The organism is Microcoleus sp. BR0-C5 (assembly GCF_036705045.1).
In the GTDB taxonomy this organism is placed as follows: domain Bacteria; phylum Cyanobacteriota; class Cyanobacteriia; order Cyanobacteriales; family Microcoleaceae; genus Microcoleus.
In genome coordinates this window covers 1-7,943 of the sequence record NZ_JAUBTR010000132.1, presented here as the reverse complement: position 1 = coordinate 7,943, position 7,943 = coordinate 1, and the positions used below count along the sequence as shown (strand labels likewise).

The 7,943-nt window shown below is 45.6% G+C and carries 5 protein-coding genes and 1 pseudogene; 4 read left to right on the top strand and 2 right to left on the bottom strand.

All coding sequences use genetic code 11. The features are described 5' to 3' along the window. Nucleotides 1-189: 189 nt before the first annotated feature. Both QUB08_RS30705 and QUB08_RS30700 read left to right on the top strand, forming a co-directional pair. A pseudogene (locus QUB08_RS30705) lies at nucleotides 190-1,459 on the top strand (RNA-guided endonuclease InsQ/TnpB family protein). A 185-nt stretch (nucleotides 1,460-1,644) separates the two neighbouring features. Further along, nucleotides 1,645-1,833, top strand: a complete 189-nt coding sequence (locus QUB08_RS30700; RefSeq protein WP_333229935.1) for a hypothetical protein — start codon at nucleotides 1,645-1,647, stop codon at nucleotides 1,831-1,833. A gap of 13 nt (nucleotides 1,834-1,846) precedes the next feature. Here the strand turns inward: QUB08_RS30700 and QUB08_RS30695 are convergent, their stop codons facing one another. Continuing rightward, nucleotides 1,847-2,719: an ABC transporter permease gene (locus QUB08_RS30695; protein WP_333229933.1), complete on the bottom strand. Its 873-nt coding sequence runs from the start codon at nucleotides 2,717-2,719 to the stop codon at nucleotides 1,847-1,849. 239 nt (nucleotides 2,720-2,958) lie between these two features. On the opposite strand from QUB08_RS30695, the gene QUB08_RS30690 reads away from it, so the two are divergent. Together QUB08_RS30690 and QUB08_RS30685 are read left to right on the top strand one after the other, a co-directional pair. Then, nucleotides 2,959-4,287, top strand: coding sequence for a pitrilysin family protein (locus QUB08_RS30690; RefSeq protein ID WP_333229931.1), 1,329 nt, complete (start codon nucleotides 2,959-2,961; stop codon nucleotides 4,285-4,287). Nucleotides 4,288-4,893: 606 nt separating this feature from the next. Continuing rightward, nucleotides 4,894-5,922: a C39 family peptidase gene (locus tag QUB08_RS30685; RefSeq protein WP_333229929.1), complete on the top strand. Its 1,029-nt coding sequence runs from the start codon at nucleotides 4,894-4,896 to the stop codon at nucleotides 5,920-5,922. 446 nt (nucleotides 5,923-6,368) lie between these two features. On the opposite strand, the gene nadC is transcribed toward QUB08_RS30685, so the two are convergent. Further along, complete coding sequence (nadC, locus tag QUB08_RS30680; protein WP_333229927.1) at nucleotides 6,369-7,253, bottom strand: carboxylating nicotinate-nucleotide diphosphorylase; 885 nt, start codon at nucleotides 7,251-7,253, stop codon at nucleotides 6,369-6,371. Nucleotides 7,254-7,943: the final 690 nt, after the last annotated feature.

Below are 7,943 nucleotides of genomic sequence, written 5' to 3'. Positions count from 1 at the left end.
TTGATGAGATGTCAAATTTAGATAAGATTGATTTTTCATGATTTACTGATTGTGCAACAACCAATATAAGTTTCTAGTATCTTATCCTGTTTCTAGCAAGGCAAGAGTAAAAATAAGTTAAGAGTTGGGATTCAATCCAGTAAAGCAAAATTTTCCATTATATCATAAAATTATTTTGCAAGAGGTCTAATGCAGCTAACAGAGAGACACATCATTAAATCAACGGAACGCCGTTTCGCCCAAATTGACGAACTAGCTTTCAAGTCCAAGAACCTTTACAATGCCGCCAATTACGTCATTCGTCAAAGCTTTATTTATGGATGGAACTATGTCAATTACAACGAAATGAACCGCTTGATGAAATCCCATGAATCATACAAGGCTTTGCCGGCCAAAGTTAGTCAACAAATCTTGATGGTACTAGACAAGAATTGGAAATCATTTTTTGAAGCGATCAAGGCTTACAAAGTGGATTCTTCTAAATTCACTGGTCGCCCGAAACTACCCAATTACAAAGATAAAGTCAAAGGGCGAAACATTCTTGTTTACACAATTCAAGCAATTAGTAGCAAACTGTTGAAAAAAGGAATTATTAAGCTGTCGGGCACTAATCTCTCAATCAAAACCAAAGTAAATCCCGATCGAATTTGCCAAGTTAGATTGGTTCCCAAATGCGATTCGTATGTAATTGAGGTAATTCATAATGAGCAGGAGTCCCCCATCGGCGAGAATGAATTTGTAGCTAGTATTGATTTAGGACTGGATAATTTGGTGGCGTTAACTTCAAATCAGCCGGATTTTATTCCGCTCCTGATTAACGGGCGACCATTAAAATCAATCAACCAGTTCTACAACAAACGTAAAGCACGGCTACAAACTCAATTGAAAGGGAGTCGCAAAACTTCATCCCGTCTTCAACGATTAACTCGCTGTCGCCATCAAAAAATTGATAACTACTTACATCACGCCAGTCGCTTAATTGTTGAAATTTTAAGCGCGAAACAAATTGGAACGTTGGTGATTGGCAAAAATGAACAGTGGAAGACTGAGATCAATTTAGGGGAACGAACCAATCAAAACTTTGTCAGTATTCCTCACGCTCGACTAATTGAGATGTTGGAATACAAAGCTCGACTGGTTGGAATTAAGGTTGTCTTGCAAGAAGAGTCGTACACGTCTCGCGCAAATTTTCTGGGTCTAGATCCAATTCCTGTGTACGGAAAGACAGACAAGGATGTTGCATTTAGTGGCAGGCGGATCAAAAGAGGCTTGTATAAAACATCGGTTGGTAAATTAATTAACTCCGATGTTAATGCCGCTTATAACATCCTCAGAAAAGCAATCCCAAATGCGTTTAGCACTCTTGATAGGGAGCTGCGTAGTTGGGCCAATGCGGGTCAATCCGCTCCAAGTAAAAGTGAAGGGGGAGGGACTTAAAGCCTCCCATGTCATGCAATAAATGACTATACTTTTACCAGCTATAACTTAAAAAAGCTGCAACATGGTTCAGACATTCGCGGTATCACCATTGAAGGCGTTCCAGACGAACAGGTTAATCCCACCCCGGAAATGGCGACTATTTTGGGGCAAGCCTTTGTGAGTTTGCTGGTGCAAAAAGTCAATAAATCAGCGGCAGAATGAACAATCGCAATCGGGCACGACTGCCGCCTATCCGGGCCAATCTTAATGCAGGCAGTCATAGCGGGTATCACCTCAGTCGGCAGCCCAGGCTACGACTTTGAAATGGCTTCAACTCCGGCCAAAAGTTTGAGCATACCTGAACAATTTTTAGAGGATGCACAGTATTGCTCAAATACTGTGCTTGCTGCATAAGTCCTGAATATTCCTATTTCCTTGCCGCAGCATTGGATCTGGGGTCTAAAACGTCTCGCAGGCCATCCCCCAAAAGGTTGAAACCCAGAACAGTCAAAGTAATCAGCAAACCTGGAAACACGATCGTCCAAGGAGAAGAAAGAGCGTATCCGCCCTTAAAAGCATCAGAAAGCATAGTTCCCAACTCCGGGGCGGGTGGCTGTGCGCCCAAACCCAAAAAACCCAAACCAGCAGCTTCTAGTGTCGCCGTACCAGTCGAAAGAGTTGCTTGTACGACTAGAGGCGCGAGACTTCCCGGCAAAATGTGGCGAAAAATAATCCGCAAGTCGCTGGCGCCCAAGGCCTTGACAGCCAAAACAAATTCTTGTTCCCGCAGAGACAGCACCATACTGCGAGTTAAGCGGATGTAAATCGGAATTTGCACGAGGCTGACGGCGATAATTACGCTTTGCAAACTCGGCCCGGTGACGGTAACAACGCCGATCGCCAGTAAAATTGAAGGAAAAGCTAGCAAAATATCCGCCAAAGTGCCGATCGCAATTTCCAGCACCCCCCGAAAATACCCGGCCACCAGCCCCAAAAGCGCTCCCACAATTAAACCCGCACCCACAGAAACCAGACTAACAAGTAAAGATATCCCCAATCCGTGCCACACCCGCACCAACAAATCTCGCCCCAAACCGTCGGTGCCAAACCAATGTTTAGCGCTAGGAGCCACTAAGCGCAACAAATAATCTCGATCGACCGCCGGATCGTAAGGAGAAAGTAGGGGGGCCAACAGTGCCGCGATCGTCAGCGCTACAGTCAAAATTAAGCCGATTTTCCCCGAAGTCGATCGCCAAAATCTTTGAAAAGCTGGTTGTCGAAATACTAAGTTTTTATTCAATCTTCGATTTTCCATCGAATGCTGTCACCAAAAAAACAGAGGACTTGGGCAACTATTAGGATAAATTAACGATCGCGATCCCAGAAATACGTTAACAAGACTTCTTCCGGGAGACCATAAACTCGGTGCGTGCATTACCGTCCATATCTAATTGCATTTTTCGCCCCAAATGCCCAATGCGTGAGCTCTTCCTTAAAGACCCTTTAAGATATAGAGAACAAGATAAATTTAAAAGCACAATGACATCAACCCTACTCAAAACCTCCGCCCGATCGCCCCTCAACGCCCCAACAATCCGCCATTTCCCCAACGGCCTCACCGTTATAGCCGAACACTTGCCGGTCGATGCTGTTAACCTCAGCGTGTGGCTCAATTTAGGCTCAGCCGTCGAACCAGACGACATTAACGGCATGGCTCACTTTTTAGAACACATGATTTTTAAGGGAACTCCCAGCATTCCCAGTGGCGAATTTGAGCGCGCGATCGAGCAACGCGGCGCTGTCACCAATGCTGCCACCAGCCAAGATTACACTAACTATTACATCACCACAGCTCCTAAAGATTTTGCCGAACTAGCTCCCCTGCAAGTCGATGTGTTGCTCAACGCCAGCATTCCCGACGACGCCTTCGATCGCGAACGGTTGGTAGTATTGGAAGAAATTAGACGATCGGAAGACAATCCCCGCCGCCGCACCTATCAGCGATCGATGGAATTAGCGTTTGAAGTCCTGCCGTACAAGCGACCGGTACTCGGCCCGACTGCGGTAATCGAACAGTTGACAGCGCAACAAATGCGGGATTTCCATAGCAGTAGATATCACCCAGGGGCCATGACAGCCGTAGCTGTAGGCAATTTGCCAGTCGATCAACTAATAGAAATTGTCGCAGACAGTTTCGCAGCAAAAAGCACAGCACAAAACAACAAAATAAATGTGCCTGCTGTCGGCAACTTTCACCCAGAAGCCCAAATCCCCAACTACGGCCAAGAATCGCCGTTTACAGAAACAGTCCGCCGCGAATTTGTAGACTCTGCCCTTCAGCAAGCCCGACTGATCCTGATGTGGCGAGTGCCCGGTTTCATGGAAATGTCGGAAACTTATGCCCTCGACGTTTTGGCGACAATATTGGGTCACGGCCGCACAACTCGCTTGGTTCAAGATTTGCGCGAAGAAAAAGGGTTAGTTTCGTCAATTTCGGTCAGCAACATGACTCAGCGGCTCGGCGGCGTATTCTCGATTTCTGCTCAACTAGCAACAGAAAACTTGGCAGCAGTGGAAGCAGCCATCGTCCAACACATCCGCACTCTCCAAACCGAACTGGTGACAGATGCCGAAATTTCCCGCATTCGCACTCAAGTAGCCAATCGGTTTATCTTTGGTAACGAAACTCCGAGCGATCGAGCAAGTTTGTACGGTTACTATCAGTCGATGGTAGGAGATATCGCTCCCGCCCTCAACTATGCCGCCTGCATCCAAGCTCAGACTGCCGAGGATCTCCGAGAAGCCGCTGTCAAATATCTGTCTCCCGACGCAATGGGTGTTGTGGTAATTCGGCCGGACGAAGCATAAATCTGACTTCGCCTCAACAGGGCAATTCTGCCATCCCTCTGCTTTTGAGGCATCCAACAGCATTCGGAATTCGGCAGAAACAATGTCAACGCGCACCAGGGATTTTTAGTCAATAGTGCGTGAAATTCGATCGGCTCTCGCCTTGAAGGTTTTGTATCCAATAATTAGTATGAAGCCTTTAAGGTACGGGCGATCGGCAAAATTACCGTAATTTTATGAGACGATAAACTGGGAATTATTGACGAGCCAGCAATTTAGTCTAGGAAAACCGGGTTTATTGGCGATCGTAATTCTAAAATCTAAAATCTAAAATCGATCGGCAAAATTACCGTAATTTTATGAGACGATAAACTGGGAATTATTGATGAGCCAGCAATTTAGTCTAGGAAAACCGGGTTTATTGGCGATCGTAATTCTAAAATCTAAAATTTAAAATCTAAAATTTAAAATCGATTGAGCGACAAAATTACCGTAATTTTATGAGACGATAAACTGGGAATTATTGACGAACAAGCAATTTAGTCTAGGGAAACCAGATTTATCGGCGATCGTAATTCTAAAATCTAAAATCTAAAATCTAAAATCGATTGACAGGGGCACGCAAGCATGAAATTACAAAACTTTCTCAACTCAAACATTAGGTACGATGCCAAAGCAATTGCCGCAGACGACGAACTCAGTGGCCAAATTCAAAGCCGCCTCATTGACCTGGGTTTACTGAAGCCTCCCGTAGACGGAATTTTTGGCCCTCTCTCTACCGCCACCCTCCACCGATTTCAAACTCTGATGAAGTGCGGCGAAGCGGGTTTTTTGGGAGCAGTCACAGCCAAAAAGCTGATCGAAACCAAACCAGAGGACATTCCCACACAGCCCCTGATCCTGAAAACGCTCAGAGACACCATTTTTAAATCAAAACCGGTGGCGTCTTCTCAACTTCAGGACTCAGAAAAACAAGTAATACCAGCCGGAAAAGAGTTGGAGATCCTGGCTTTTGCTCCGGCTCGCTGTCACATCAGAGTTGCTCTCCGCAACGAGTCTTTCAAAGGTTCAGGGGTTTGGTATGTTTTCGGAGGGCACGCTCAAATTACTCAAGACAGCATTCTACTTTTTCCGAAACCTAATCCCCCAACTGTCAGGCTTGGCATTCCTTATCTATCGCAAATGGATAACTTGAATAATCCTACAGGTTCTTGCAATGTAACTTCATTAGCGATGTGTCTGGACTTTTTGAAGGTGCCACGGCGCAAACAAACCGGGCAATATGAAGACGAACTCTACGAATATGCGATCGCCAAAGGTTACAGCCGCTGGGACCCCTACGATTTAGCAAAGATTGTTAGAGATTACGGCGCTCAAGATTTCTTTACCGAGAATGCAACTATTGATGACGTTCAAGATTGGCTAGCCAGTGGAAATCCCGCTGTCATCCACGGATACTTCACGTCTTTCGGTCACATTATAGTTGTCGCAGGCTACGACAGCGAGGGATTCTTCGTTCACGATCCCTATGGCGAGTGGTTCCCCATCGGCTACGACACAAGTCTCAGCGGTGCTTACTTGCACTATACTTACCGCTTAATCCGCAGCCTCTGTATACCTGACGGGCATTTTTGGGTTCATTTTATCTCGAAGTAAGCTGTGGAGCATTTAAAATAGTATTGTATGGTGCCACGGGCCGCAGCGTTTCCCTTGCCGGTGGAAGCGAGCGAGAGCTGACGCACCCTACGGGCCTCGTTAGTGGTTTAAATGCTCCACAGCTTAGTAATTTGTTAGTAGTTAGTGGTTATTGGTTATTGGTTATTGGTAATAACTAACCAATAGTTAACAGTTGACTCTCAGCAATGTCGGACACGGCCTTGCCCATTGGTATCAACTTAAGCCGAAATATCGCTCGGGCCCCAAATACCGCCAGGGGTTTAAACCCCTGGCTCATAGCGAAAGTCCTCTAAAAGAGGACTGAATAATTCATTAGACTTCTCCCGAAATTAGATTTTAGCTTAGGCTTGACTTGGGTTTCAAGTTCTTTTTTGGAGATGTCTATTAGTCCTCTGAAGTGAGGACTTCAGCTTTGAGGCAGGGGTTTAAACCCCTGCCGGACTGCGGGTATTACTATTAATTTTCATGCTCAAATCCAGCCAAGTCGATCGCGTAATCGGAGCACTGGTGGAAATATAGTCAACTCCGGTTTCGGCGACACTCCTAATAGTTTCTAAAGTAACATTGCCGGAAGCTTCAATTTTTACCCGATCGCTCTTTTGGCGAATTATTGCCACAGCCTGCCGCATCAAATCACAGGACATATTATCTAACATGATAATATCGGCTTTGTGCTGCAAAGCCGTTTCTACTTCGGCGAGAGTTTCAGTTTCGACTTCAATTGTCAGCGGATAGGGGATAGAATTGCGAATTAGGGCGATCGCCTCTGCAATTCCCCCAGCCGCCGCAATGTGATTATCTTTCACCATCACCGCGTCATCTAATCCCATCCGGTGATTGCAAGCACCGCCGACTTGAGTTGCGTATTTTTCCAACAATCTCAATCCCGGCGTTGTCTTGCGCGTATCCACTAATTGCACGGGCAAATCGGCAATTTTGTCAACATATTTTTGAGTTAAAGTAGCGATGCCGCTCAAACGCATTGCCAAGTTTAATGCTACTCTTTCTCCGGTTAGCAGCGCATCGAAATTGCCGGAAATCTCGGCAATTACTTCTCCTTTTTCGCACAGTTTCCCTTCTGCTACTTGGGGGATAAAACTGAGGCTGCTGTCTAAAAGTTTAAATGTGCGATCGGCGATCGGCAATCCGGCAATGACTCCAGCTTCTTTGACAATCCATTTAGCAGTACCCTGGATGCTTGCTGTGGGAAATAAGGCTGATGTTGTGCGATCGCCCCTACCGATATCTTCTAGTAGCCAGTTGTGCAATAGGGAGTCTAAAACTATCCAAGGCGGTAATATTGCTGTCATGTTTTTGTTGGTTGTTATATCAAGTTTAGGGCGATCGGTGGGACGCAGAAACCGGGTTTTTTACGAAGAAAACACTGGAGTTGAGCCTTTAACGCTGGTAAAAAACCCGGTTTCTTTGGTATTTATGCGTAACTCATAAGCCAGATTTGGGATGATATCTATTAGGAACAATAGTCGATCGGGTAATTTTAGGCAAGTTGCAAAACAATTGCCGCGATCGCATTTGAGTCTCGCCACCTCTTTTATGCAACACCATATCCACCCCTAACAGTTTGCTCAAACGGCGCAGTTTGGTAGTCCATCAGTTGACAAAGTTGGGTGTCGGTGCTTTAATTGGATGGACAGGTTTCCTTTGGTCGCAAAAAGAGTTTGCGCCCAATAAAGCGGTTCATCTGACTCGAAAGCAAGCGGATGCTTTGCGGTGGTAAACTAGCAATGTTTGCAGTTTTATAGCCTGTAATTGGGTGTGATGTCGCGCAACTGCGACACAACGAATAGTTGGCCTGCTGAGATGTTGGTGGGGTGCGCCTGAAACGGATCTTTGAGTGTTCATGCTTAAGTTGGCGCGAGGTCATTATAGAGCGGTGTTTTTGGCTTTTGGTGAAGTAATCAGGCTTACAGCACTTCCGGGTGTTATGAGGTACAATAAGAATAGATTAAAAAAATACACCAATGAAAGCATATTCAGTA